Origin of the sequence: Eubacterium barkeri (assembly GCF_900107125.1) — a bacterium.
Taxonomy (GTDB): Bacteria; Bacillota; Clostridia; order Eubacteriales; family Eubacteriaceae; genus Eubacterium_O; species Eubacterium_O barkeri.
The window spans coordinates 100,321-127,130 of record NZ_FNOU01000007.1; the positions used below are offsets into that span (position 1 = coordinate 100,321).

Here is a 26,810-nt window from a genome sequence, read left to right on the forward strand (position 1 = left end):
AAAACAAGCGGAGGATTTTATGAATAATCAATCAACAACCCCCATGGATAAAAAAAAGAAAATCATCATCGGCTGCGCCATCGGCCTGGGCCTTGTCATCTTAGGATGGATCGGTTATACCGCTCTTTTCTCTGGCCCCAGTGAGACCCCAGTCAAAACCCTAACCCTTGGAAAGGCCGACCTGCAGCGAACGGTATCCGCCGATGGGCAAGTCATCAGTACCTTTACTGAGCAAATCAGCAATACCAGCAATATCCCCGTCTGGAGCGTTGATGTCTCTGTAGGAAACTACGTCAATAAAGGGGACCGGCTATGCCGGCTGTACAATAAGGAAGCCGATGAATGGCAAAATGTTAATTCCACAGCCAGTGGCACCATTACCGCCGTTAACGCCGTCAACGGTGCCCCGGCCAATGGGGTCTTATTCACCATCCAAAACACTGGAGACCTCCAGGTCAATATGAAAATTAAAGAAAGTGATATCGATAAGGTTGCTTCTGGAATGAAAGTCAATATCAAAACGGATGCTACGGGTAACCGGGTGTATACGGGTACCGTCGGCCGTATTGCCCCCACCGCTTCAAATATGGCTGGTGGAAATGCGGCTGTCCAGGGAAACACGAATACTAGCGGCACCACCTCAGCCAAAGCTGAATTTGAAGCCATCGTCCCCATTGACAGCCCGGCTGACGGTCTCTTCATCGGGATGAAAACCAAGCAGGAAGTCGTTGTCGAAGAACGACCCGGGGTTTTCAATGTGCCCTTTGATGCCGTCGCCAAGGATGAAAAGGGAAATACCCAGGTCTTTGCTGTGAATACCGATGAAAAAGGGAAAATGACCGTAGAAGCCATCCCTGTATCTCTTGGAATTCAGACTGATTTTGCGGTGGAAATTGCTGGTGAAAAATTAAAGGAAGGTATGATCCTGGTATCCAATCCCAGCGGCTTGACCCCTGGTCAAGCCGTGGTTCTTGAGAATGAGTCAAATGCGGCTCCAAAGGAAGGAGAGACACAAAATGCCCCAGCGTAAAATGATTGAGATGGAGGGAATCGTTAAGCAATATTATATTGGAACCCCCAATGAGCTGGAGGTTCTCCACGGTATCGATTTAACCATTGCGGAAGGAGAATTCCTCTCCATCGTGGGGGCCTCTGGCTCTGGGAAATCCACCCTGATGAATATCATCGGCGCCTTGGACCGTCCAACTTCGGGAAGCTATACCCTGGATGGTGAGGCCATTGAGCGCATCCCGGATAAGCATCTCTCCTTTATTCGAAATCAGAAAATAGGCTTTGTTTTCCAATCCTTCAACCTCATTCCAAGATCCACAGCCTTGAGCAATGTGGAATTGCCCATGCTCTACGGGAAGCTCTCCCCCAAGGTTCGCCATGAACGGGCCATGGCATTACTCCAGATGGTCGAGATGGAAACCCGGGCTAAACATCACCCCAACGAGCTTTCCGGCGGGCAGAACCAGCGAGTCGCCATCGCCCGGGCCATGGCCAACGATCCCGCCATCATCCTGGCAGATGAGCCCACAGGAGCCCTGGATAGTACCACCGGTCGTTTGGTCATGGATTTATTTCATCGCCTCCACCAGGAGCAAGGGAAAACCATTATCCTCATCACCCATAATGATGAGCTGGCAGAGGAAACGGAGCGCATTATCACCCTGAGGGACGGCCATATTACGGGTAACCGTCAGGGATCCATTAATCGGGAGGTCCATTATGAATCTGCGTGAAAACATCATTCTGGCCATCGAAGGGCTCACCCATAACAAAATGCGTGCACTGCTGACCATGTTGGGCATTATCATCGGCATTGCCTCGGTCATCGCCATTGCTTCCATGGGAGACGCCATGAGCCGCTCCTTTTCTGAATCCCTTAATAAGGTTGGGGGTAAAATCATCATGGCCTACGTGGGTCAGAAAGACCCGGAAGCCATGGTCTCCACCACCAACAGTGATCTCATTACCGATGATATGATTGCCAATTTTAAAGCCCACTTCCCCAATGATATTAAGTCCGTTGGTGTTTCTGTTCCTGTGGGCAGTGGGACCCTGGATGATTTAAAGCATACCGAGGTTAAACTGACGGGTGTCAATGATGATTATCTATCCACCCAAAATTTAAAAATCCAATCCGGGCGTACCCTTTCTGCCGAGGATAACACCGGTGGAAGGCGGGTTACCCTGATTTCCAATACGCTAGCCCAAACCTTCTTTGGCCGGGAGGATGCCCTGGGAGAATCCCTGACGGTCCGAACCAAAAACGGCAACGAAAGCTTTCGTGTCATTGGGATTTATACCGACCCTAAAAGTGAAGACTCTGGCTCTCTGATGAGTGTCAGCTTTGGGAACAGCAGCGTCCCTGAACTATTTATCCCCACTAGCCTGGCGGAAAATTTATCCGGCAGTAACAATACCGGCTACAGCACCCTGAATATCATCGCTTACCCCAGTGCCGATTCCAATGCCCTCAGCCAGAGTATCAGCACCTGGTTTGGTACTAAATACTACGCCAGTAATCCCGATTTTACGGTTAAAACCGAAAATATTGATAAATACGCCAACGAGTCAAAACAAATGCTGGGAAGCCTGTCCACCGCCATCGGCGTTATTGCTGGTATTTCCCTTTTGGTGGGAGGCATTGGCGTCATGAACATCATGCTGGTCTCCGTAACCGAACGGACCCGGGAAATCGGTATCCGAAAAGCTCTGGGTGCCAGCAATACTGATATCCGCATTCAGTTCATTGTGGAATCCATCATCATCTGTATTATCGGTGGGGCCATTGGTGTCTTGGTAGGCAGTGGCTTGGGGGCCATCGGCGGCATTTTTATCAAGGCAGCCGTTACACCAACGCTGTCATCCATTCTCATCGCCGTCGGCTTTTCCATGGGAATTGGCGTATTCTTTGGCTATTACCCGGCAGGTAAGGCTGCTAAACTCAACCCCATTGATGCCCTGCGGTATGAGTAAATCTCATGAAAGGAGATCGTCATGGAAAAATCGGGTGCACTCATTCTTATTCTGTTGATCTGCGTCCCATTTTTAAGCGGATGCATCCAGGCCAAAACCACCTTAGTGAATAGCTACCAAAGTACCCTGGCTCCCTCCCGCGAAATTCGTATTGAGGATGCCCAAACCGCAGAGGTTTATCAGCAGATCACCGATCCCCAGGGGATTAGTAACTTCCTCGATCAGCTCAAGTTGGATGAATGGGTGCTCGCCACCCTCCCCAGTGATCAGAAGGCCCGAATCCGCTGCCGCTTCTTCCAGGAAGGGGAGGCCGGGCCCAACGAAACCACCCTGACCCAATTTGCCACCCTCCTCCTCTACGAGGAAGGGCCCTATGCCGCCATGCAGGTCCAGGGCACCTCCGTTGTCTTTGAAATGCCCAAGGCGGGATGTGATGCCCTCACAAGGCATTAATTTTCGGGGTCTTTAAGGCCTGACGCCTCATAAAGGCGCTTTGCGGTCTCCACGTCCTCCTCCTGGGTATTTCGAATCCCCTTGATTCGAGCCAGGGTCGTTTTGGGTCTTTGGGCCAAGGACCGAACACCCCGTACTACCCAGCCCACTGGCATTAAAAACCGTTTCCCCTGAACCCAGGGGCAGGCCTGACACAGGTAATCATATTCCGGAAAGAGGGTCCTTACGAAAAATCGACGTTTGGTTTTTCCAAAGGACTCTTTTTTTGTATAAGCCTGGGCAAAATTTTTTCGGTCCATATTTAAAAATGATCCATAGGTCCCGTTACCAAAAATATAATCCTCAATATTCCGGGTATCAATGGAGGATTTTGCACCGCTAAACCACACCTCGGACAACGCAACCAAGGTCTGGGAAAAGCCATACATCCCCATCCTGGACAGCACCTCATCCACATAGGCCCAATGGACGGCGTCCTTTTTCCGATGGCGATACACCCATAAGTCCATGATGGAGCGGATACCGCTGCCGGCTCCACTATAGTGCTTCATCAAATGGGCCACCATGTATAAATAAAAATCCTCGGGGGTCATCTCGTAGATATAATGGCAGCCATCCTTTAACCGGGCCTGATCAAAAATAGCATCAAAATACCCATCCCCATTAAAACGCTCCGGTAGCAGCTGGTGATGGATTTCCACATTCATATAAGGCTCCCGATAAAAAGCATCGTGGTTCCCCATCCCCTCACATTTACAATAAAACCCCTCTTCTAAAAGGATTTCCTTTACCTGGGAGATATTTTCCTTATCCACCAGGATATCCACATCCGCCATCTGGCGCATATCCATCCTGGGATAACACCGCTTAAGCACCGTGCCCTTAAGGGGCAGTGCCCGAATCCCCCGGGCCTCAAACATATCCAGCAGCTTTGCCACCGTGGCCTCCTGGGTGGCTGTCCTGGCCATTTCCACCATGGCAGGCTGGACAAAGTCCCGGGTGTGATCCACCCGGACCCCGGCAGGCAGTCTCTGGAGGCCCTCGGCCACCATCACCATGACCGAATGCCGCCGGGCAATAGTTAATACCTTCTCCCAATCCACATCATCCACAGATACTTGGGGGATGCGCTCATTTAAAACCGCCGCCAACAGCTCCACCACCACTGCATTTTCATCCATCCTTACCATTATCAATCTCCTTCATCTCAATCCGACCGCCCTCTATGGTCACCACCGCATCACAAACCGACAGTGCTGCCGTCTTATGGGTTACGATGATACAGGTACGGTCCATCATCGATTGGATATTTTTAAGCACCTGCCGCTCCGTCTCCCCATCCAGGGCAGAGGTTACCTCATCCAACAGCATAATGGGTGCCCCACCCAGAATGGCCCGGGCAATGGCCAGACGCTGCACCTGGCCCTCGGACAATCCCAGGCCCTTTTCCCCGATGTGGGTCTCAAAGCCAAGGGGAAGCGCATTAATAAAATCCAGGGCACAGCTAAGGCGTGCCGCCTCTGCCACCGCATAATCCGAAGCCTCGGGACGGATAAAGGCGATATTCTCCCGGATAGTACCCGAAAGCAGGTAATTGCCCTGGGGAACATAGGCAAAAAGGGGGCGGGTATAGCGATCCAACGCCACCAGCTCCCCATCTTTTTTAAGAAGTCCCACCTCCCCGGAATCCGGTATGAACACCCCCATCAGGAGCTTGAGGAGCGTACTCTTCCCAATCCCCGATATCCCCCCGATGACGATGCACTGCCCCTTTTTAAGGGTGACCGATGCTCCATCAAAGATCAGATCCCGATTGTAGGAAAAATACACCTCCCGCAGGACAATGCCCTCAAGGGATGCGTACAGCCCTTCCACCTCGCAGGGTGCCCCATTGATCCGGTGCTCATCCGCCATTCCCTCGATCTCCATCATCCGCTCTGCGGAAGCCAGGGCGCCATAGTACTGGGGCAGCATCCCGGAAAGGCCAACAAAGGGGGCCTGGACCTGGTTCACCAGCTGGAGCACCGCAGTGAGCATCCCAAAGCTCACCGCCCCTGAGATAAGCCCCTGGCAGCTCCAGATGAGGGCGTACAGATAGCCCAGGTTGAAAATAAACTGGATGCCTGTATTCGCCCCCACGCTGATGGTATTTTTCTTAATCTTCTCCCGGTAGTTGTCCTCCTGCAGATCAATGCCCTGCTGTACCATCGCCTTCTCCACCCCGAAGGTCCGGACCACTAAAAAGCTCTCAAATATTTCCTGTAAAAAGGACCGCACCAGGCCATCACTTTCCTGTACCCGCTTATGCAGTCTCTTTAAACGCTGCCTAAAAAACCAGGTCACCACAAACATGGCTGTCCCGGCCACGGCAAAGATAAGGGAAAATCGCCAATCCAACACACACAGCACTCCAAAGGCCGATATAATTTTGGTCACCAGGGAGGAAAAGGTGGGGAGCAGTGAGGTCAGCCCTGTGGTAATGGCCTGGACATCACTGGTGGCCCGGTTCAGCAGGTCCCCACTGTGGTAATGCATCATCTCGGAATAATCCTTTTCCAGCACACTTTCAAGAAAGGCTGATTTAAAGCGGATCTCCAACCGCCCCTGGATGACCGCCTGGCGATGGCGGCAGTAGGCCTGGAGCACTCCCTGGGCTGCGATAATCCCCAGGAAGATAAGGCTGCGCTCCCACAAAAGGGAAAGCCCGCCAGAGGTTGCCCCGTCAATCACCCCTTTAGATGCCAGAGCAAAGGCCACCCCCATACACGCCAAAAGGATATTGGCCAGGATTAAAAGGAAGCAGGAAAAAAGCTCTGGCCGGGCACGGTTGTAAATCCACCGGTAAGCAGCATGGGCGTTCGCATCCTTCTTCATTGGCTCATGGCTCCATAGGCCACCTGAACCGCCTCATCAGAAATCGTACATTTCAGGCCATAGCAGGGGATGGACTCAATAAAGCGCCCCAATAAATCCATATAATTTTCCATGGCCACCGCATCCTTTGGAAAAACCCCCTGACTGATCATGCCTTTGATGCACGCCTGTACGGGTACAGGGCGGATCCTATTCTCCCCCCGCTCTAAAAAACACAGGGCCTTAACAGGGACACCCATGGCCTCTCCCAGCCCCTCCTTCCCCCGCCAGGGTGTGCCAAAGGCGTAGAACACCCCGTCCATCAGGCGGATTAACGGCTTATCCCCATTCACAATCACCGCTCGCTCTCCAAAATGCTCAAGCCACAGCTGGATATGGGTGGATTTTCCCGTGCCGCTGGCCGCTGAAAAGGCATAGCCCTGACCATCCACCGCCACCACAGCTGCATGGAGATAAAAACAATCGTAAGCCAGCATCTCAAGGCAGATCTTACGGTACAGGCACGCGCTCTCGCAAACCCCCAGGGAATAAAGCATATCGGATTTAATCTGCTCCTCCGCAATTTCCTCCACTGTCGCTGAGACAGTAAAATCCACGAGGCACTGGGCGAGGTAATCCCGACATTGCTTTTCGATATAATTATAGGTATTCTGGATGCCGATGGTCACACCGGCAAGTTCGATACTGAACATTTTTCCTTCCCATCTATGAATTCTTGTTTGTTTTTTTCATCAGTCGCCCCATATGTCCCCTCGCCCTCAGGACGACGTAACGAAGGGGGTAGAAAAGCCACCAGATCCGGCAGTACAGGCGGTACCAGGGGTTTTGACATGATATATAGTGACCGCCGCGCCAGAAGCCCTTAACCACGCCGATGATCTGGTCCTGTCGTATCCCTGGCTCACTGAAGTATTGATGGTCCCCACGAAGAACATAGGTGCCGTCAATACTAACCTTCACCACCCGGTGGAGGACATACTGTCCACTATCCCGGATATAGAGGGGCATATCATACTTGCTCAGACAGTCAGGCGCACCTACGATACAAGCCCGATCCACTCGGTCTCGAAGCGTTGGCATCATGCTCCTGCCCGCTACCGTAAAAATCACCTGACCCTGTGCGTCCAGCTTTTCCACCATATAGGGGAGCATCTCCGCCAACTGGATCCGTTTAGTCCGCATCCAACAGGTTTTCCTGGGCCATTTTACTAATAAAAGCCTCCACATCCCTGGCCGCCGTGGTTCTATCGACCTCATATTCTTCGACTAGAGCCTCCATCAGCTCGGTGAGGGTACAGCCCTGGGCGAGTTGTTGCCATAGGAAAGCCCCAGTATCGTTGAGGGTAATCATCCCCTGGAAATTGAGGACCGCATCCCCAAAGGGGACCACTACCGATTCCCCGGCAATCTTACGCAGCATATAGTTTTCTTTAATTTTCATTTGATTAACCTCTAAGTCGTCATTTTGCAGGCCAGCGTCGCCACTCTTTGACTTACAGTGGCTATAAAAAAAGCCGCCGTCCCGTAAGCGGATGGTCGGCTTTTCTCTCTTTTACATTAAAATTTTTGGCATAGGAAGAATAATGATACCACTCTTGCTACCTCCCTTGGCTAATTAAAATCGAAATCGCCTTCACCTTCATTATTACCTGAAGACATGATATCTTCAATTTCAAATTCCTGGATTTCCATTTCTGGTTTTTCATATTTTTGTTTTTCCATTGTATTTCACCTCTTCTGATTAAAACTAGCAGGGTACCATGCCCCCTGCCAGGGCAAAATCATTAATCCGCCGGATTAGCTTTTACGGTTCCTTTTATCATATCCGTATAAATAGTAAAGGTTTCACCATTTTTCATATAGGTAAGGTAACCTTTTACTGAAACAGTCATACCATCACTCAAACTTCCAAAGTTTGCAGTATAAGTATATTGGTTTGCAATATTGGTATTACCTCCTGAAATTACACCTGATACGCCTAAAACCAAATCCTCTGAATTCGTGACCGCTTCTTTCTTTGCAACAATCCCACATTTTATTGGTGTGTAATCTCCATCAGCTGGTACCTCTGAACGGATGACGAACCGCAGTTTATACACACCATTTCCTGCATCAATCTGGACAGGATTTGGGTCAATGGAAACGGTTGGCTGTGTTTCAACTGGTTGTTCTGCGTAGGTCGCCACAATGCTGGTATCTGCTTTTACTGTAAATGTATACGCTGCATCATAGCTGATGACGGATGTTCCACCTGCATAAACCCAACCGGCAAATACCTTGCCCGGTTCCGGATCATCTGCAATAACCGTTACCCGGCTATTTGCAGCAACTTCTTTACTCGTATCTCCGTCAATGGTACCCTTTGAAACACTCACCATATACTTAATTTCCTTTAATGTATAACGTGCTTCATACGTCGTATCCTTTTGGATATTCTTAATTTGGCCATTTTCGACCGTTGCTTTCTCAGTGCCATCATACCAGCCAGCAAATTCTCTGTCTGCATAAACCAGCGCTGCCGGAACGGTCACTGCCTCACCTTTTACAACCGTTTGTTGTTCAAGAACCGCACCTGTTACTGAATTCGTAAAGTTAACGGTCACTTTATCTTCCGCTATTTTTTCAAAATGAGCAAGATATTGTAATGCACTGTTTTCTGTATAAATTGTAAATATATCTTCAACCGATACCGCAGTGTTCATATCCTGTATGGTTGTCCATTTTACAAATTTATAACCAGTTTTAGGTGTTGCCACTAATTTCGCAGATGCACCAACATTAATGGTTGCCGTGACGATATTCGACGGTTCAGAATTATTGATACTAACTGTTCCTGCACTGGAGTCCAAGGTTAACGCCGTTACTGCAACGGTTGGCTTCCGCTTGAAGTTCGCTGTGATTGTTCCGACATCCTCTTTCGTTCGGACAGTATAGCTACATGTCATATTCGTTCCGATGACTTCACCCTTTGCATTTGTCCAGGATAAGAAATCATAGTCCGAATCAACAATCGTTGCTTCCAATACAGCTGTATCCTTAGCGTAATATTCCCCTTCTGGTGTTACTGTAGCCTTCCCAATCGTAGAATCATAAGCCACATCAATGGTTCCAAGTGGTTCAATGGTTGTCGTTTGACCCGCTGTTAATACAAATGGATAGGCCGATGCTGCTGGTTCTGCGGAATAATCCCAAACGCCTGCTGTAGCATTATTTAAGGCTTTGGCAAAGCGGGCTTTCTGCATATCTTCTTTGGCGATAGCCGTCCCCGCCTGGCCTTCTATATCAGCATCACTGCAATAATAGGCATTTTCAACAACAATCGATGCTGTCGTTGTACTCGAATCACGTGTCGTAATGATACTGCTGCCGGTGGTGTAACTGCTCCGTAAAGCACCACCCGTTAAATGTCCGATGATGGGCTTACCATCGCTACTTCCGTTCCCAAGGGTAAAGCAATTTTCAACCGTTCCGCTGCTGACTGCCACCAGATTATCGGTGAAGCCTTCAAAGTGCAGGTTTTTAATGCTCGCCCCAGATGAAAGTTCTGTGATAAAGCTGTTCCCACTGGTCGCCGTAATGGTGTGTCCATCGGCATCCAAATGGCCATCGAATTTAGCCAACGCCGTCCAACTTGCAACGGTGATATCATTGGTCAGGACGAAATACTTATCCTTTGTCAGTTCCTGCTGTTCTTCCATCTTCTTGAGGATATTCAGCTGATCTGGTGTATTGATCTGCCATGGTTTTTCCTGGGTACCTTCTCCACCATTGAACTGATCACTGGGGTTGACGAAGGTCCAGGTATTCACGTCACCACTGGCAAAGTTCAAGGTTCCGCTTTCTGTCATAAATGCCGTTTGCTTCACCGTGCTGGCCGCTTGTATTTGTGTGGGTTCCGCGGCATTGAAGCCATCCACTGCAACCTTTGCGATATTACTCACGTTGGCACCTATAAAGTCCACGGTGATGCCATTGGACAGAATCAGGTCTACTAAGGTGCTGCCGCTGAAGGTTCCTGTAAAGATAGTATTCCCCTTTAGCTTCAGATTGACAGGTTTTGCATTCATATTGACATCATTGAGGGTTACGGTATTCACCCCAGGATCCGCCGGTTGATTGACGGTGATAGTATCCCCTGCGTCCACTGCCTCGTATGCCTTTGCGATATCCCCGTAGTAGGTGATATCACCCGCATGATTTAACTCGATGGGAGCGTAGAGTGTTTTCATGGTGCTGTCTATATAGTACTGGTAGATATTCAAGTTTCCTGCTACTAACGCTGCAAAATCAGGAGTTGTGCTTCCCCAGTAGTTTTTAGCGATATCCATTAAATCACTATAGTTATTTTGGACCTTAGCGGAGAACGCATTGCCTTCAACTTTTAGTGTTCCTAAATTATAGGTTTTGCTATCCACTAATCCATCTTTTTGGGGTTCACCCAGCATGAGGTCACAGGTATTGCCTGTAAAAGTGTTGCCCGTAATGGTAACATTTTTCAAAGCAGCGGCTGGATCTGTATAATTTCCATCATTTCTTGCTTTTACCGCTAAAGCTGCACCATATCCGGATTGTCCTTCCTGCGATGGTGTTCCAGGTGTTCCCTGGATATTTGTGAATGTACATCCCTTAATTGTAACGCTGTCGTAGGTATTGTACTTTTCATTGATATCCAACGCTACACGGGTCGGCCAATAGGCGGTACCCGTACTGGCATCGCCAGCAAAGGTGCTTTGACTGATTGCAATTTTATCTGCATTTTCAACGTAGACGGCCTTATGCAGATTGTTGATGAAATTCGCATTTTCGATCGTCAAAGTACCAACTTTTTTATCCTTTGATTCCGGGCGATTGACAGCTACCAGAACGCCAAAATACATATCTTTGATCGTTGCATTTTTGTAAACCAGGCTTCCGGTGACTGCTTTCTCACTCACATTAATTCCCTTTGGCGACTCGTTACCTGTGGGAGCCGCCTGAGTTGTGATGTTGACACCATCGAAGATTAAATCTCCTGTGGTATCCTGAGTGACTGTAAAGGCATCTTGATTCAGTGGAGATTTAACCCAAATCCCACTTTCAAGGTTCCCTTTAATCGTCAATGCTTTGTCTATTGTGATGGGAGCTGTCAGAACATAGGCTTCTGCATTTAATTTAATGGTGTCTCCTGCCGTTGCGCCATTAACAGCTTCCTGAATATCGCCATACATTCCACGGACCTTGTCTGTCGTTCCTTCATAAACAATCGCCGGTGCTTCTTTTACACTGGTCATTTCTGCATTGCTGTAATAGGGATAGGGATTGATATCGCCTGAGATGACGCTGTTGTTTTTCCCGTCCTTTTTAAATACTGGCATTTCTGCTCCCCAGTAGTTTAAGCTGGCCTCCACAGGAGATGAGTCAGTTGCTTTAATGATCTGCGGTACATCCTCCGGATTCTTTTCCGAATCACCAGGAATCATTGCATTCCCCGTAATCTGGATAGAGCCCTTAAGGCCGTCCAGTCGAATGGCACGATTCGTCCAATTGGTAATGGTGTTACCCGTGATGTCAACTTTTGAAGTCTGTGAGCTTCCGCCGCTAATGGTATAGGCATTTCCGGCTGTACCATCTACCACGTTATCGTTAACGAGGAGATTGCCAGTGAATGCATTAACAAAAAATGCAGCAGTCTCTTTCCCTTCAGCGGTTGATGTTATACCACTGAACCGATTGTTTTCCACCGTGATGTTGTTCACGGCCTGTGACGGAGCGCAGTTCAAATGGATGGCTGCGGTATCCCCACCGCCATTCACCGTATCCAAATTTTCAAAGATATTGTTCTTAATCACAACATTCGAGAGCTTTGGTTTCACTAATGAACTACCATCCCAGTAAACGGCTTGAATATATGAATTACCTGTGAAAGTAAATCCATCAATGGTCGTGTTTCGAATGGTCTTTGTGCTATCGAAGGTGATGCTCCCCTTTAAGACCGTTTCACCACCTGTACGCTTTTCAGCATCATTGGCACTGATACCTGCCTGGGCACCCGTCAGCTTGATGGCCTTGGTAAGGGTGATGTTTTCTGAATAGGTTCCTGCCGGAATGACAATTTCATCATTGGCATAGGCATGATCGATGGCCTGTTGGATGGAGAGGTATTTTTGTCCATCACTCATATTTTCGATGGTTGCTTCTTTTAAAGCAACTTTTCCATCTGTATAGGTAAATACGTTATCGACGGCATAGAATTTGGCAGCCTTTAACGGTGTAATATCTGTGACCGAACCTTCCCCTTGTGTAACCAAAGTCGGAGCGAAGATCTGAGCGCCATCTTTAACGGTCAGTGCTGCTGCACCGCTTGTTGCATAAGTGGAATTAAAGGCTAAGCCTGTCTTTAAGGCGAATACCCTCGCATTAGCCCCCAGTGTGATACTAATGGGTCCGTCTGCCACTCCATCAATACCACAATATTGTGACTGAACGATACCTTCATCCGCAAAGATAGTCCCGTCCAGGGTAAGACTGGCTTTTCCGGCTTTTCCACCCCAATAATAGCCATCGTCTTTACTGGATGAAATATAAACGCCGGCGCGATTAGGGGCAATCAGCACACTGTTTTTATCCACCGTGGTTGTTGCTCCCCGGGAGAGATAAATGGCACTTGCGTTATTATATCCCCATGGCATTTCATCAGAAACTTTTGTTGTGATGGTACTGCCGACAATCTTTAATACTGGCGTATTGGTTGATAACTCAATTGCGCTCTGAGTATCCGCCGTGACAGTACTGTTTTCAATGGTCAAGGCCATATTATCACTGGCATTTTGAGCTATGATACCGATGCCCGTACTGCTAATTTCAGAGTCCTGAATAGTCGTCACTGAATTTTTTGAACTTAGGTAAGAAATGGCCCGGCAATTACCGCCCGATGCACTGGCCACAATTTTCGATGCATTGATGATCTTCATGGTCTGATATTGGCCTTGATACATATCGACGGCTACACCACCGTAGAAAATCCCACCGCCTGCCGATTCACAGCTCCCGGTGCTCTCAATGGTGCTGTGATCAATGGTCACTTTGTTGCCCGTAGCCAAATCGGTTGAACCGGTATTCATACCAATACCAACACCAGAAGTTTTCATTGTTGAATCTTTAATATTGTATGTTGAGTTCTTACTTACAGTTATTAAACCGTGTTGAAATTGGCTTAAATCGTTGCCTTCAACGGTAGTCCCTGTAATATTTATAGTGCTATCATTGCTATCATTTCGTATCAGAGCCATACGTGCTCCATTCTCCGCTGGAGCTGTTGTTTTTCCTGTGATAACAGAGTTGTTTATTGTTAACGTGCTTCCGGCTGCCCCGGATTCGATTCTAACGTTTGATGCCCAGTATCCAGGACCACATCCTGTACTCAAATTAACGGCACATTGATTCAAAGTTACCGCTGCTTTTGCAGAGTCATTATCTATTGTACCCACCTGAATGGCAACAAGATGACTCTTACTTGTATCCACTGCAGTGTTCGGTACATCCACCTTTAAATCATTAAAGTTTACTTTAACATTTCCCTTAACCACGAAACGATCAATAATGGTTGTCTTATCCTGTCCATTCCCTTGAATGGTGATATTTTTATCAATTGTCAGGGCTTTTCCAGTACCAAAACTGCCCATTCCTACGTGGAGGGTTTCTCCGGATTCTGCGGCAGTGATGGCCGCTTCAACGCTGGGATAATAGTTTTCCTTTCCATTCTTCTCAATATAAATCCCATTATCCATGGTGCCTGTTGACCAGACGAAGGCTTCATCGCCGGTATTGTAGCGCTTGAATTCCCGGGGCAGGCTGACCTGGATATCGTAGGCTGTATTTCTCCCATGATCGGCATAGATTTGGGTGCTGTCGCTGATTTCAGACTGATCGTCCATCTCAAAGTAAACCGAACCCACTGGATTTCCATCCGCATCTTTATGCTGATCCAGATTGATGCCGTACCAACCATTTCCACTGGTTTTTAAGCCATCGACATAAACCTCGGAGCTGTTGATCACCACACCTGCAGCGGCGTTGTCTTTGGAGGTCACATTCTTTAAGGTGACGTTGGCTGCATCATAGATGTTGATGCCGTGGCCGTTGGCCTTGTCCACCTTTTGGGCTCCGGTGACGGTGAAGTCTTCAAGGGTTACATCTTTTCCTGTGATATTAATGAGTGATGCATCTCCACCATTGGTTGTGCTTTGGGGCGTCCATTTTACACCACGGGTAATGGTGGTGGCATCTTGACCGGCCCCTTTTATGGTAACGGCTTTGTTAACAGCGATGGTTTGGGCCACTGGGATCATTCCTGCCGGCAGGGTAATTGTTCCACCCTCTGCTGCCTTTGTAATGGCTTCCTCCAGGGTATTGACCGTCTCATTTCCCACCTGGATTTGTGCTAGTGAAACCTTATAGTTCCCCGCATTATCGGTGGTATACAGACTTCCTTCAGCCACCCACTGAGATACATCGGTTGTAAAGGTCCCGTTTTTAATGGCAATGCTATTCTTTTCTGCGAAATCTGCATCTGTTGCCGTCTTATCTTTTGTTCGTTCGATTTTTCCGGTGATTGTTCCGGTGGTATTAATGGTGACGAACACGCCCTCTGTATAGCCATTACTTGGCCAATAATACGCATCAATGGCGAAATTATTTCCCTTGGCTGTAATATTCGTTTCTCCAGTGATATTAACCGCACCACAATTATTGGATAAGACATATTCTGTGACAGAACCGCCTAAAAGATTCATGTCCCTCAACGTCAAATTCGCATAGTTCTGAATCAATAGTTTCGCTTTATCACTTTTAATGGTACCATTTTTAAACTCTATAGATGCGTTTTTTAATAGTTGGAATCCACTGGTTTCAGTCCCTGTTGAACCGACGGTTGCCCCATCGATGGTGAAGGTGTGTCCCTGAAAATCAAGGGTAAAGGCTTTGTCACTTCCAACTTTAACACCATTTCCGGAAATATCGGCTGTGATTGTGATGGTTTCACCCTCTTGGACGGCATTGACAGCTGCCTGAAGGTTTTTAAAAAACCGCTCCCCAATCTTCACCGTCGTGCCTTCGTTGGCCACGGTACAGGAACCGTCCTCATTATAGACCAAGACCTTACCGTTATACCAGGCACTGTCTAGTGCGGTATTGAAGGACCCCCCTGTAATCACAATTTTATCCGAAGGATAGTTTAAATTCTTTCCGACGGCTTTATACCCTGTGGTATCCGCTGTTTTAAAGGTCCCACCAGTAATGGTCAAATCGCCAACGGAAAAGGCGTTATACTTACCATTAATAATACAGTTTTTATTTCCCTGGAAGGTTCCACCCTCAATCTTTGCCTTATGCCAGTTTAAGACAACTGATGTTCCTACTGCATCTGTCGCATTGGTAAAGGACCCATCCTTAATGACTAGATTCCCAAGCTCATCATTTTTAATGGTCGCCATGCCACCGCTAAAGGTTCCGCCTTCAATGGTAAGCGTTGCCTCTGACTTTGTTTCATCACCTCCATTATAGCCATTTTCAATTAGGCTTGAATAAGATGATGTTGTCGTTCCTTGCTTTACAACGACATCCTTTTGAATGGTTAGAGCCCCTTCATTTTGAATGGTGTAATAGGAATTCCGCCCGGTGGCATTGGGTTGCTCCGCACTACGGTCAAAGGTTCCGCTGGTCAAGGTTACCGTTCCCGTTGAGGTGTTATATAATGCCGCTTTCCCATTCGTGACATTATCAACCCTGCCGGTCTTTTCCTCAGATCCGTCTCTGATTTCAAGCTGACCGCTGTTCTGAATCGTATCGCCACTCTTATTGGTTAAGGTAAATCCATTTAAATCAATAATAATGTCTTTACCTTGCCCTATGACTATATCTTCTTCAACAGCTGATGTCATTGTTATGACCGCTTGTGCACCGACTGCTTCTATTGCCGCTGCAAAGGAAGAATAAGACTGATCTCCTATTTTTACAACATTGCTTTCTTCTGTTGGCTGAGATGTTTCCTGCACTGTCAGCAGTGCCTCTTCCTGGTTTGGTGTTGTTGTCGGCACTGCTTCCGTCGACTCCGGCTCCGCAAACACAGAAAAATTCATCATCATCAGCATCGTGAGTACTGCAAAAAGTATCGTAATGCTATGTTTTGCTTGAGTTTTCCTCATTTTTTCACCTCATGTATGAATCCTTATTGCCGTCAATCCCTTTTTATTCTGCTGCTTTTTTCACCTGCCCTTTCCTAAAATAATAATATTGAGCCGTACACGATGTACAATTCAGATGATATTGAGATTTATGGTGTATCATAATAAATTGGTATTTTGTTGTTTAATGGGGATTTGTTGTCAATCGTTATGGTACTTTATTTCGGCGTCCCTTAAAAATCGTGAAATAATAACATTTCACGATTTTTAAAGGATTTTCCCTATTTTTTAACTTTTTCTTCAATAATGACCCAAATAAGACCCAAATTAAGAGAGCTTATTTATTCTTAATCAGACAGCTTTCCCATTTCAATCCAGTCCTGCTCGAGATGGGGATGTACATATAGTTTTAAGGTCGTCCCAATATTAGCATGTCCTAAAATTCGGCTTAAGACAGATATTTGCATATCTTTTTCTGCCGCTACGGTGGCGAAGGTATGGCGTAGAGAATGGAAATTAATATACGTCACTTCCGCTCTTTTAAGGATTTTTTTTAAATACATCTGGTATGCCCGGGGATCGATAAAGGATCCCTTTGTATCCGAAAATACGAAACCACCATCTTTTTTTTGTTTTTCCGAAATTTTCTGATGCCGCTTCAGGATTTTTTCGATTTCTTGATTCATGGGTATTAATCGGGCAGAGCTGTTCGATTTTGGACCTTCAAAGATGATCTCTGTTTTCGATTCCTTATTTGTCTCAGTCTTTACTCGATGCAGCGCATCCCGGACCCGGATGGCCTTCTTGTTAAAATCGATGGCATCCCACTGCAGTGCCGCCAATTCTCCCAAACGCAGCCCTGTTTTTAAGGTCAACAAAATCGCTGCTGACCGTGGGTTTTCAAAGGTCTCATATAAAGACTGCTCCAATCGCCTGTATTCATCGGTACTTAACACCCGAACCTCTTTTCGTCTTATGACTGGAACAACGACATTTGTACATGGGTTACTTTTGATTTTTTCTTCTTTCAATGCCTGTTTGAGTGCTGAAGATAAAACGGAAAGATGACGCCGAACCGTTGCTGGTGCCAATCCCCGTCCTTCTGGTGTCATCATTTCTTTAACATATTCCTGAATCAATTGACTATTTAAACGTCCAAGGGGAATATGACCAAGCTTTGGGATGAGATAGAGATGGATCACACTATGATATTGGGTGTAGGATGAGCGTTTAAGGACCCCCTTTTTATGGCTAAGCCAATACAAAAGCCAAGACTTCAAACCCATGTTTTCCGCCATGGAGTGGCTCCCCTCCTCTTTTAGAAAAAGCCAAAATTGGCTGTCCTTTTGGTTTTTATGCTTTCGCATCATCCGTTGAAGTGCCACCCTCTCAGCACAGGCAGCTTCTGCTTCTTCTAATTTTTTTACAACCTCATGATAGCTTCTGGCGTATACAGAGCGATAGATGGCTTTTCCATCGATATCTTTGTATCCAGAAATATAACGGCCCTCATAACGCCCGTCACTGCGTTTGCGTACATTTTTGCGATGCTTTCCCATGAATAATAGATTCCTTCCTAATATAAAAATGACCCTAAATTTGACCATATAACACGTGATGAAAATCATCACTTCAGAGATGTAATAGATTGTTTTCTTAATAAAATTAAAAATACTACGTGCACTTTGCTTAAATTGGTGCTACAATAAAGAAAATAAAGAAATTTCCATTAGATTGACATCCAGATTGACACAATTTCATCATAGATTAAGTAAATACGCACATAAAACCAGACGTGAAATGTTATTATTTCATGTCTATTTTTATTTGACTTCATCTTTGAAAGGTGCTATAAATGATTTATGGATTTCATTTTATAGTTTATTATGAAAGGATTTGTGATGCAACGGTTGACGTTAAAGGAAATGTTTGCAAAGAATCGGAGGATAATGATCATCCTGCTTTTACTTTTGATGGGTCTTATTGTTTTGGGTGTTTTCCTGTATACCACCCCCAGGGGCGGCACAGGCAGTGCCACTACCGCCCCGACGGCGGAGCTCTCTCCGACGGTTACGGTTTCGGATTCAGATGCCACTCCCCAGAGTCCGGAAGAAAAATCTCAGACCAATACAGTGGCGCCAGAAGAAGAATCCCAAACCAATATGGCGGCTCCAGAAGTGACCCCCACCCCGTCTCCACAGAGTCCCAGTGCAGAGGAAAACCAGAGTATACACAGTGGTGGTGCAACGAATTAAAGACTAACACAAAGAAACCCATGCCAGGATCATAGCATCCGTGCATGGGTTTCTTGATGGGGTAGTAACTTAACGGAACATGGTTTTTGCTGCCAGGGCCAAAACCTTGGGATCTCTGTTATAATGGGTCACCGGACAAATTTTCTTGTCGGTGTAGTCCATAAGGGTATAGACAGCGATACGGGCGGCCCGGACCGAGTACTCTTCGGTGAAGACCATATCCTCTGGGATTTCCACAAACTGGCTGATCATGGCAAAATTAGTCGAACCCTTGGGCACGACAGCTGGACGATCGCTCATTTTCCGGGGCTGGAATTGGGAATCGATGTAGGGCATCATGCAGGGGATAACATCCACCACATCTGCCATGAGTTCTTCCATCTGATCTTCCAGGTGCATCTGGCAGATGAATTCAGTGAGGATTTCTTCCCCGGTACATTCCCGCATGGGCTTTTTCACATAATCCCCGATGCGGTTGGTGTAAAGGCCATAGCCCCAGAAGATAGTTTCATCCATGGGCTGTGCCTTGAAGTGGGGCTGGGCTGCCACGACGATACTCATGAGCCAATTGGAATCTTTAAAGGTCATCAGTGCACCACTGCCGGGAATATTACCCGAAAAATCTTCGATGAGCTTTAACAATTTATTCCCTTTGCAGGTTACGGTAAAGCTTTCCCAATTGCTCTCCTCTGGGTTTCCAAAGAAGGGCTCTGGATCTCCCAATCCATTTTTCTTGGCAGCCACCTTTTCCCATAAATCCCCGGAAATGGGATTTTCGGGTTTAAAGGCTGGTGCCGTGTGCCGATCGCCTAGGGTAAAGCTGTCGGTCATGCAGCCATTGGTCATGATGCACAGGTCCTCTCCTCCGACGGGAATGGTGGATGCCTCTCCATTTTTTTCCAAATGGATGGCCTTTACGGTGATGTCATTGGTGGGGGCAAAGTCCAAATCAGTGACGATGGTTTCCGTTTCGAAACACACCCCATTTTCCTTAAGATATGCTTCTAATGGCAGAATGACGGATTCATATTGGTTGTAGGGGGTCCGGGTGACGCCTTCTAAGGTGTTGATCCGGGAGAATTCCAAAATCATCCGGTTCATATAGCGGCGGAATTCGAACAGACTAGACCATTTCTGAAAAGCAAAGGTGGTCTGCCACATATACCAGAAGTTGGTTTCAAAGAAATGGGGTGAATCCGCAAACCAATCTTCAATGGTGAGATCATCCAAACGATCCTCGGGGGTAGCAAGCAGCTTCATTAACAGCTTCCGGTCTCCGTTATCAAAGCCCATGGAGGTGACATCCAGAATGTTCCCGTTCCCATCCACCAAACGGGCCTGGGCATGGGTTGGGTGGAGATGATCGAAGTTCAGGATTTCATCGGTCACATTCCTTCCCTCAACCTCCAATGATGGAATACTCCGGAAGAGTTCCCAGAAGTTTTCATAGGTTTCTTCATTGAGCATCCGGCCCCCCCGACAGAGGAAACCCTGGGTCGAATTTCCGGAGCCATCGTTACTGCCCCCCAGGATATCCAGCCCTTCATAAATGGTAATATGATCTCCGGGCATGCCGCAGTCCCGTACCAGGTATGCTGCTCCGGCCATGGAGGCAATGCCCCCACCGATAAAATAGGCCCGGCGATCACTGGGTAAAATGACTCCTGCAGCTTCGTCCGGCAATTCCTTTATTTTTTGTTTTTTAAGGGAGTTTGCCACAAGGGCAGCCACGCCAATACTCGTAATGACAGTGCCAACCACGGCACTTCCAACTAGGGCTTTTTTCGAATTCTTGGTTTGTTCTTCCCTTATTTCCTCGCCCTGGCTAGCCTTTTCCCCCAATTGTTCGACAATTTCACCACCTTTTTCTTTTAAGGCGATTCCTTTATCGACGATGTCATCTTTTAAGGCTTCACTTTTTTGGGCTAATTTAGCGCCCGCTTCTGCCATTTGGACCTTGAATGCTTCCAGTTGTCCTTCACGTTCCTTCATTTTCTCTTTGTTCATCATCCGTGTCATCCTTTCGTAAGATCTGCCCTTATTATATGTTCGCCTTCTTTAGTGAACCATAGTCAAAGGGATGAAATTGTCGAAAGTTAAGGATTGTCTCAGGCTTATGACCCAGCATCGTACTCTGTAACTTTGAGTCATCCTTCAACCACAACTTGAAAATAAAAAAAAATGGGCAAAAGCTACTGGAGAAAAGTAAACTTTTCCCCGTAGACTCCGTCCATTTTTCTGCACTTTTTACTACATCTCAAATTTCTTATGAATATGCACCATAGCTTCCTTAGCCCGTTCTTTATCGATCAGGCAGGAAATTTTAATTTCTGAGGTGCTGATGGTTTGGATATTAATGCCGAGCTCGTAGAGGGCTTCGAAGAATTTCGAGGCGATTTCAGCATTGGCGACAATACCGGTTCCAACGATGGAGAGCTTCGCAACACCCTGGTCAAAGCTGACCTTCTGGGCTCCCACTTCAAAGGCAAATTTCTGGGAAACCTCCACGGCCTCCTGGAGCTCATCGGCATTGACCGTAAAAGAAATATCGTTAACTGCCGTCCGGTTGACGTTTTGGACGATCATATCCAGGTGGATATTGGCAGCCGATAATGCACTCATGAGCTGGAAGGCGATTCCCGGCTTATCCGGCACTTCCAAAATTGAAATCTTCCCAATATTTTCATCCAGGGCAATCCCCCGTACTAATACCTTTTCCATGCTTACTTCCTCCTTAATGATGGTTCCTTCGTTATGATTATAGCTGGAACGGACGACCAGCGGTAATTTGAATTTTTCTGCCAGCTCCACTGAACGGGGGTGGAGCACCCCAGCCCCCAGGCTCGCCATTTCCAAAACCTCCTGATAGGAGACTTCATCCATTTTCGTGGCCATGGGAACGATCCGGGGATCGGCATTATACACCCCATCTACATCGGTATAGATTTCACAGGCTTCAGCTTTAAGGGCAGCGGCCAAGGCCACGGCACTGGTGTCCGATCCGCCACGGCCCAGGGTAGTGATATCCCGATTCTTATCCACCCCCTGGAAGCCTGCGACAATGACGATCTTGCCATCTCCCAGCTCCCGTTCAATCCGTTCGGTATCAATCCCGGAAATCCGGGCCCGTTTATGGACATCCGATGTCTGGATGCCGCATTGGGCTCCGGTAAGGGACACGACGCTGTAGCCAATGGTCTCAATGGCCATGGCAAGTAATGAGATACTCACCTGCTCGCCGGTGGCTAACAGCACATCCATTTCCCGGCTGGGAGGATTGGGATTAATGGCATAGGCCAGATTAACCAACTCATCGGTGGTCTTCCCCATGGCTGATACCACGACGACCATGCGCTTGCCCTTTTGGGCCTCACCCACAATGCGCCGGGCCACCCGTTTGATCTTCTCCACGGTACCCACACTGGTCCCGCCGAATTTTTGTACAATTAAATTATCCATAGGCTGGCCTTACTCGTATATTCTGGCGTAGAATAAATTGGGCTGACGAGCCGTCAGCTTCTTAGCCAAATCGTCAAACACCTCGGCGGAGACACTGCCTGTGGTGATAAATAAATGGGTCCGGCTCAGGACGATATTCAGTCCATCACATACGGCATCCACCGCTTTCAGGATGAAATCCAGGGTCTCATTATCCCCAATATCCGCCCTCAGGTAATACCGCCCCTCAAAGGCTTTGGTTCCCTGTTTATTCAGAACCGTTTCAAAGGTCTCGGGTGCTGGGAATGTCTTGTTCTCAATACATTTGAGAATGGCCAGGGCATCCCCCACTACGGCATTGGCCGTGGCATCCTTTCCGGCACCCTTTCCATAAAACTGCAGCTCTCCAATGACATCCCCCACAATGGAGACGATGTTGAACTCTGAGCTGACGTTACTCATCATGGAGACTTCGGGGAAAAGAACAGGCTCAACCGTAGTATAAACCCGGTCTCCCTCCTGTTTGGAATGACCGAGATATTTTACGACATAGCCATTATCCCCACAAAATTCAATATCCACCGCCCGCACATCTGAGAGGGGCCGCTTGCGCACATCCTCATCCCGGATGATGCCGCCATAGGCCAGGGATGATAAAATTGACAGCTTACGGGATACATCGTTGCCTTCAATATCGGCACTGGGATCAGCTTCTGCAAAACCGATTTCCTGGGCCACTTTGAGGGTATCGGCGAAATCCGCACCCTCTGCGGTCATCTTCGATAAGATGAAATTGGTGGTTCCATTGAAGATTCCCTTTATTTCACTGATGTGGTTGAGCTTTAATTGGTCCTTTAAAGAAGAAATAATGGGGATGCCGCCACCGACAGAGGCTTCATAACGAAGCATCACCCCATTTTCCTTAGCTAATTCCACCAGTTCTTCAAAATATTCAGAAATAACGGCTTTATTGGCCGTTACCACATGCTTGCCACTGTTAAGGGCCCGCTTGATCATGCTGTATTCAAAATCCATTCCACCACAAAGGGCGATGACGATCCCGATATCGGGATCCTTCATAATTGCGTCGGGGTCGGTGACCACCGTGGCGTGTTTGTCGCTGGGGTCGACCTGCTTATTCGGGTCTTTATCCAAAATTTTGGTAATGACGACCGGCTCCTCCATATTTTCCGGGAAACGGCTTTTGCCTTGCAGATTGATCAGCTCGTAAACGCCGGTACCAATGGTGCCGAAACCTAATAATCCTATGTTCAAATTGATCTTCCTCTCTTGTCAAATTTTCGTCGCTGACTTCTGTAAATGCATTCATGAAAAAAACACTTGTTTTTATTCGAGAAACATCTTATCATAAACATATGGGTTATTCAAGTAAGAAATTTGGAGGAAATATGAAAGAACATTTTTTAAGCACCCGCGGAGGAGAATCGAATATCTCCGCATCAGAAGGAATCATCAAGGGACTGGCCGCAGATGGCGGACTCTTTGTCCCATCTTTCATCCACGACATCACCATTGATTTTGATGCACTGAAAAACAAGAACTACGGCGAAATGGCCAAGGCCCTTTTCTCCCTGTTCTTAGATGATTTTAGCGAGGAGCAGATTGAAGCCTGTATCCATAATGCCTATTATACCGGAAAATTTGAGGATGCGGAACCCGTCCGGGTTAAAAAAGTGGGGGATCGATTCTTTTTAGAATTATTCCACGGCCCCACCTGCGCCTTTAAAGACATGGCGTTGACCATCCTTCCCCACCTGATGACCACCTCCATGGAAAATGTCCAGGTGGACAAGGATATCCTGATTCTAACAGCGACCTCTGGGGATACGGGCAAGGCGGCCTTAGCTGGCTTCGCCGATGTCCCCCGGATCAATATCCTGGTCTACTACCCCCAGGACGGCGTCAGCACCATCCAGGAAAAGCAGATGCTGACCCAGAAGGGGGACAATACCTGTGTGGTGGGGGTTTCCGGGAACTTTGACGATACCCAAACCGGTGTCAAAAAAATATTTGCCGATGACGCCCTGGTGGCTGAACTGGATGCCGCCGGCTTCGATTTCAGCTCGGCCAACTCCATTAACATCGGCCGGCTCCTCCCCCAGGTGGTGTATTATTTCTACAGCTATTTTGAGTTGGTTAAGGCTGGGGAAATCGCCCAGGGAGATCCCGTGAACTTTGTGGTTCCCACGGGGAACTTTGGAAATATTTTAGCGGGCTATTATGCCAAGCTTTTGGGACTGCCGGTGAACCGCTTTATCTGTGCGTCCAACAGCAACAACATTCTAACCGACTTCTTTGCCACTGGAGATTATAACCGCAATCGGGATTTTTATAAAACCATCTCCCCGTCCATGGATATTTTAATTTCCAGTAACCTCGAGCGGCTACTTTTTGATTTATCTGGTGGGGACACCACCTTTGTTGCAAAGCTCATGTCTGATTTAAACACCAAGGGAGATTATACCATCCCTGCCGATCTTTTAGAAAAAGCCCGGGGGCTTTTCTCAGCCGGCTATGCGGATGAAGAGGCGACTCAAATGGCCATCCACGACCAATTTGTGGATCAAGGTTATCTCATGGACCCCCACACCGCCGTGGCCAGCCGGGTGTACGATGATTATGTGGCACAAACCGGGGACACCACCCCCACCATTATTTTATCCACCGCCAGCCCTTATAAGTTTGGGCACAGCGTGTACGAAAGCATCTTTGGCGAAATCCCTGCAGGCATGGATGACTATCAGGTGTTAGATGCTCTGGCCGAAAAAACAGGGACCACTATTCCAGCGCCCCTTAAAAACCTGGATGCAAAGCCCAATTGCCACAGCAAAACCTGTACCGCCAATACCATGGCGGACTGCGTCAGAGCCTTTGTCAAAGAACGTGGGGCTGCCCGATGATCACCGTACGGGTACCCGCCACCAGCGCCAACCTCGGGCCCGGTTTCGATGCCTTTGGTATGGCCTTTAAACTCTATAACACCTTCAGCTTTAAAGAAAAAAGGGATGGGAAGCTCACCATCCGCGGCGTGAGTCGCCGTTATCAGGGTAGAACGAACATGGTGTATCGTGCCATGGAACGGGTTTTTGATCGGGTGGGCTACTCCCCCCGGGGCCTTTATATCCACTCCGATGTTCAGGTCCCCTTTAGCCGGGGGCTTGGCAGCTCAGCCACCTGCATCGTAGCAGGTATTTTAGGAGCCAATGCACTATGCGGCTCTCCCCTGGATGAACAGGCCCTCTTTGATCTGGCCGTGGAGATGGAAGGGCATCCCGACAATATTGCCCCGGCACTCTTTGGGGGCCTGGTGGTCTCTATGATGGCCGATGGGAGCAACCCCTATATTAAAAACACGGTGGCAGAGGATTGCTTTGCCTTCCATGCCATTATCCCGGATTTTACTTTATCCACGGTAAAAGCCCGGAAGGTGCTTCCCCGTAAAATTGATCATAGGGACGGCGTATTTAATATCTCCAGGGCCACCCTCACCTATTTAGCACTCACCGAGGGCCGCCCGGATATTCTCACCCACAGCATGGCAGATCGGCTGCATCAGCCCTATCGAAAGGACCTCATACACCATTTCGATACTGTATGTCACCAGGCCCATGCCCAGGGTGCCCTGGGCACCTGCATCAGTGGGGCAGGTCCCAGTATTTTGGCCATCACCCCAGAGGCTGAAAGCTTTTGGTTCCACGATGCCATGGCCTGCTATCTTGAGGAAAACCATCCCGGCTGGCAGTTATTAACCCTTCCACCCGATGATATTGGCGCCGTCATCACCGAAAGCGAAGAATAGAGGTAACCCCATGATTCGAGATTATTTAATTGTCAATAAAAAGATTCTGCCTGATTATTTTGATAAAGTCCTGGAGGCCCGAATGCTGTTGGAATCCGCCCAGTGCAAATCCATCAGCGATGCCGTCAAGCAGGTGGGCATCAGCCGGAGTACCTATTATAAATATAAGGACCATATTTTTAGACCCTCCGAGGATTTTGGCCGAAAATTCACTTTGTCCCTCTCCCTGGCCGATAACCAAGGAATTCTGGCCCAGGTTTTAGGCATCCTTCGAGAACGGGAGACCAGCGTCGTCACCATCCATCAGGATATCCCCATTAACCATGCCGCCTTCGTCATCATCACCCTCGACGGCCAAAACCTCACCTGCACCATTGATGCCCTCATCGGGGAGCTCAGCGCCATTGACGGCATCCACGAAGTAAACCTAGTGGCCATGGAATGACGCCTGCTCCAATTCTACGGAGTAGAATTGGTAGTGAGCCATCTTGTGAGCGTTAGCGAACGGCGAACGATAAGCAGGCTAATACAAAATTTCATAAAATATTCCAAATTCTAATCTTTATTTTATGAAATTTTGTAGACGCCCCCCCAGTCACACACATATCAAAGTAAGCAACTAGTGAGCCATCTTGTGGCGTTAGCGAACGGCGAACGATAAGCAGGCTAATACAAAATTTCATAAAATATTCCAAATTCTAATCTTTATTTTATGAAATTTTGTAGACGCTCCCCGTGAGCGTTAGCAAATAGCGAAAGGAGGTTCCCCCATGGAAATCCTGCAAACCATCCTCGACACCGCCGTGGAATACGGCATTTACTTTT

18 protein-coding genes are annotated in these 26,810 nt (G+C 47.7%); 8 read left to right on the forward strand and 10 right to left on the reverse strand.

Features of this window, described 5'->3' with window-relative positions:
• The first annotated feature begins 19 nt into the window (after nt 1-19).
• Genes BLU30_RS06060 through BLU30_RS06075 form a run of 4 tightly spaced genes read left to right on the forward strand, consistent with a single transcriptional unit; the run spans nt 20 to nt 3,438 of the window.
• Nucleotides 20-1,030 carry an HlyD family efflux transporter periplasmic adaptor subunit gene (locus BLU30_RS06060; protein ID WP_090244491.1) on the forward strand — a complete coding sequence of 337 codons (1,011 nt, stop codon included), beginning with the start codon at nt 20-22 and terminating at the stop codon, nt 1,028-1,030.
• Entirely contained in the window at nt 1,017-1,745 is a 729-nt protein-coding gene (locus tag BLU30_RS06065) for an ABC transporter ATP-binding protein (protein WP_090244493.1), read from the forward strand. The genes BLU30_RS06060 and BLU30_RS06065 overlap by 14 nt, the downstream gene beginning before the upstream one ends.
• The gene (locus BLU30_RS06070; protein ID WP_090244495.1) at nt 1,732-2,985 is read left to right on the forward strand and encodes an ABC transporter permease; all 1,254 of its coding nucleotides are present in this window, start codon (nt 1,732-1,734) and stop codon (nt 2,983-2,985) included. The genes BLU30_RS06065 and BLU30_RS06070 overlap by 14 nt, the downstream gene beginning before the upstream one ends.
• Before the next feature lie 21 nt (nt 2,986-3,006).
• Nucleotides 3,007-3,438 (forward strand): hypothetical protein, encoded by a 432-nt coding sequence (locus BLU30_RS06075; protein ID WP_090244497.1) that lies wholly within the window; start codon nt 3,007-3,009, stop codon nt 3,436-3,438.
• On the opposite strand, the gene BLU30_RS06080 is transcribed toward BLU30_RS06075, so the two are convergent.
• The 7 genes from BLU30_RS06080 to BLU30_RS06110 all read right to left on the reverse strand — a co-directional run bounded on the left by BLU30_RS06080 (nt 3,435) and on the right by BLU30_RS06110 (nt 18,031).
• Nucleotides 3,435-4,628 carry a nucleotidyltransferase domain-containing protein gene (locus tag BLU30_RS06080; protein ID WP_090244499.1) on the reverse strand — a complete coding sequence of 398 codons (1,194 nt, stop codon included), beginning with the start codon at nt 4,626-4,628 and terminating at the stop codon, nt 3,435-3,437. The genes BLU30_RS06075 and BLU30_RS06080 overlap by 4 nt on opposite strands.
• Entirely contained in the window at nt 4,612-6,312 is a 1,701-nt protein-coding gene (locus BLU30_RS06085) for an ABC transporter ATP-binding protein (protein ID WP_090244501.1), read from the reverse strand. Before BLU30_RS06085 ends, BLU30_RS06080 begins: the two co-directional genes overlap by 17 nt.
• Nucleotides 6,309-7,004, reverse strand: a complete 696-nt coding sequence (locus BLU30_RS06090; RefSeq protein WP_090244503.1) for a hypothetical protein — start codon at nt 7,002-7,004, stop codon at nt 6,309-6,311. The genes BLU30_RS06085 and BLU30_RS06090 overlap by 4 nt, the downstream gene beginning before the upstream one ends.
• A 13-nt stretch (nt 7,005-7,017) precedes the next feature.
• A complete protein-coding gene (locus tag BLU30_RS06095; RefSeq protein ID WP_090244507.1) occupies nt 7,018-7,494 on the reverse strand; it encodes a S24/S26 family peptidase in 477 nt (158 codons plus the stop codon).
• Nucleotides 7,484-7,753, reverse strand: a complete 270-nt coding sequence (locus tag BLU30_RS06100) for a PqqD family protein (RefSeq protein WP_090244509.1) — start codon at nt 7,751-7,753, stop codon at nt 7,484-7,486. Before BLU30_RS06100 ends, BLU30_RS06095 begins: the two co-directional genes overlap by 11 nt.
• Nucleotides 7,754-8,096: 343 nt before the next feature.
• The gene (locus BLU30_RS06105; RefSeq protein WP_143024208.1) at nt 8,097-16,493 is read right to left on the reverse strand and encodes a right-handed parallel beta-helix repeat-containing protein; all 8,397 of its coding nucleotides are present in this window, start codon (nt 16,491-16,493) and stop codon (nt 8,097-8,099) included.
• Between the two features lie 326 nt (nt 16,494-16,819).
• A complete protein-coding gene (locus BLU30_RS06110) occupies nt 16,820-18,031 on the reverse strand; it encodes a tyrosine-type recombinase/integrase (protein WP_090244512.1) in 1,212 nt (403 codons plus the stop codon).
• A gap of 342 nt (nt 18,032-18,373) precedes the next feature.
• On the opposite strand from BLU30_RS06110, the gene BLU30_RS06115 reads away from it, so the two are divergent.
• Nucleotides 18,374-18,727 carry a hypothetical protein gene (locus BLU30_RS06115; RefSeq protein ID WP_143024209.1) on the forward strand — a complete coding sequence of 118 codons (354 nt, stop codon included), beginning with the start codon at nt 18,374-18,376 and terminating at the stop codon, nt 18,725-18,727.
• A gap of 69 nt (nt 18,728-18,796) precedes the next feature.
• Here the strand turns inward: BLU30_RS06115 and BLU30_RS06120 are convergent, their stop codons facing one another.
• The 3 genes from BLU30_RS06120 to BLU30_RS06130 all read right to left on the reverse strand — a co-directional run bounded on the left by BLU30_RS06120 (nt 18,797) and on the right by BLU30_RS06130 (nt 23,440).
• Entirely contained in the window at nt 18,797-20,737 is a 1,941-nt protein-coding gene (locus BLU30_RS06120) for an oleate hydratase (protein WP_242873527.1), read from the reverse strand.
• Between the two features lie 240 nt (nt 20,738-20,977).
• Nucleotides 20,978-22,186 (reverse strand): aspartate kinase, encoded by a 1,209-nt coding sequence (locus BLU30_RS06125; protein WP_090244516.1) that lies wholly within the window; start codon nt 22,184-22,186, stop codon nt 20,978-20,980.
• 9 nt (nt 22,187-22,195) lie between these two features.
• Entirely contained in the window at nt 22,196-23,440 is a 1,245-nt protein-coding gene (locus BLU30_RS06130) for a homoserine dehydrogenase (protein ID WP_090244518.1), read from the reverse strand.
• A 134-nt stretch (nt 23,441-23,574) separates the two neighbouring features.
• On the opposite strand from BLU30_RS06130, the gene thrC reads away from it, so the two are divergent.
• From thrC to BLU30_RS06145, 3 genes are read left to right on the forward strand one after another with little or no spacing between them, the layout of a single operon-like run.
• Complete coding sequence (thrC, locus tag BLU30_RS06135) at nt 23,575-25,086, forward strand: threonine synthase (protein WP_090244520.1); 1,512 nt, start codon at nt 23,575-23,577, stop codon at nt 25,084-25,086.
• Entirely contained in the window at nt 25,083-25,985 is a 903-nt protein-coding gene (gene thrB, locus BLU30_RS06140; protein ID WP_090244522.1) for a homoserine kinase, read from the forward strand. Before thrC ends, thrB begins: the two co-directional genes overlap by 4 nt.
• Before the next feature lie 10 nt (nt 25,986-25,995).
• Entirely contained in the window at nt 25,996-26,430 is a 435-nt protein-coding gene (locus BLU30_RS06145) for an ACT domain-containing protein (protein ID WP_090244524.1), read from the forward strand.
• Nucleotides 26,431-26,810: the final 380 nt, after the last annotated feature.